Annotated in this window: 2 protein-coding genes; both read right to left on the reverse strand. The window is 42.7% G+C overall.

The features are described from left to right. Positions 1-83: 83 nt before the first annotated feature. A complete protein-coding gene (locus tag J0A65_RS24245; RefSeq protein ID WP_206596823.1) occupies positions 84-602 on the reverse strand; it encodes a hypothetical protein in 519 nt (172 codons plus the stop codon). A 94-nt stretch (positions 603-696) separates the two neighbouring features. Next, positions 697-925: Imm2 family immunity protein (gene imm2 / locus J0A65_RS24250; RefSeq protein ID WP_206596824.1), on the reverse strand; the 229-nt coding region annotated here is incomplete at its 5' end.

Raw genomic sequence — 925 nt, forward strand, 5'->3', positions numbered from 1 at the left:
CTTGGCATAACGATCTCCTTCCATTAAGACCTGCAGCTTAGTCGATCTGGTGAAAAATAAATCTGTCCCCTTTTTCTCTTTTATCACGAAGCTTTAAGCTGCTTAGCTATCTTTCTAGCCGCGTGCCGTATTCCCTGACTCTCCCCAGTTTTACTCAATGCTTCTACTTCTACTGTCAAACGGCTAGACCGTGGAACGAATAAGACCCACTTCAATGCCAAACCAGACCAGTACTCGCTCTGACTTTTAAGGCCCTCTATAACAACTTTTTCAAAAGGAAATATATATATGAATTCTTCAGAAAGCCCATAACACTTAAGCCCATCAATTATCTTGCCGCGAACCACTTCTGGAAGGTCTTCTAGTATTGGCAGAAAAAATACACACGCTGTTTCGTCGCTGACTGTCTGAACAGCAGACTCAGTCGATCGAGCCCAAAGCCCCTCGGCAGTAAGCCCTAAAAGGAAACGTCCGCCAGAAAGCTCTGCAACAGGAAGCCAATTCAAATCACTGCCTTCAGAGTTGTACTCAATTTTTTTTACCCATGGTTCATCTAGATTAACTAGCTCCATCAACAGCTTTTCTTTCAGGGCATCTATCATCTTGCTATCCCGGGAGTATGCAAGAAAAAGGGGACAGATTTATTTATGACACAGCACCGTCAGCCTAAAAATAAATCTGTCCCCTTTTCATCAATTAATAAAGACCCAACACCCTGAGATCTTTTTTTAGCTCTGCGGCCTCGTCAGAGGGCAAATCATTCAAAACAGAAGATAGCTCGATCTCCTTTAGCAATCCGCGGATCATGTCAAGGTGATATTTCTTGACTTTCTCTGAAGACCTACCTGCCGAAAGAATAAGCGCTAAAATCTCCAACATTAATTTTTCAACAGGCAAGTCAAAGGAATTCTCAAGTTCACTGTAG

It is taken from the genome of Bowmanella yangjiangensis, from assembly GCF_017255015.1.
GTDB lineage: Bacteria > Pseudomonadota > Gammaproteobacteria > Enterobacterales > Alteromonadaceae > Bowmanella > Bowmanella yangjiangensis.

Coding starts and splice junctions, on each gene's coding strand:
- J0A65_RS24245 (WP_206596823.1), bottom strand. CDS start 602: ATGATAGATGCCCTGAAAGAAAAGCTGTTGATGGAGCTAGTTAATCTA.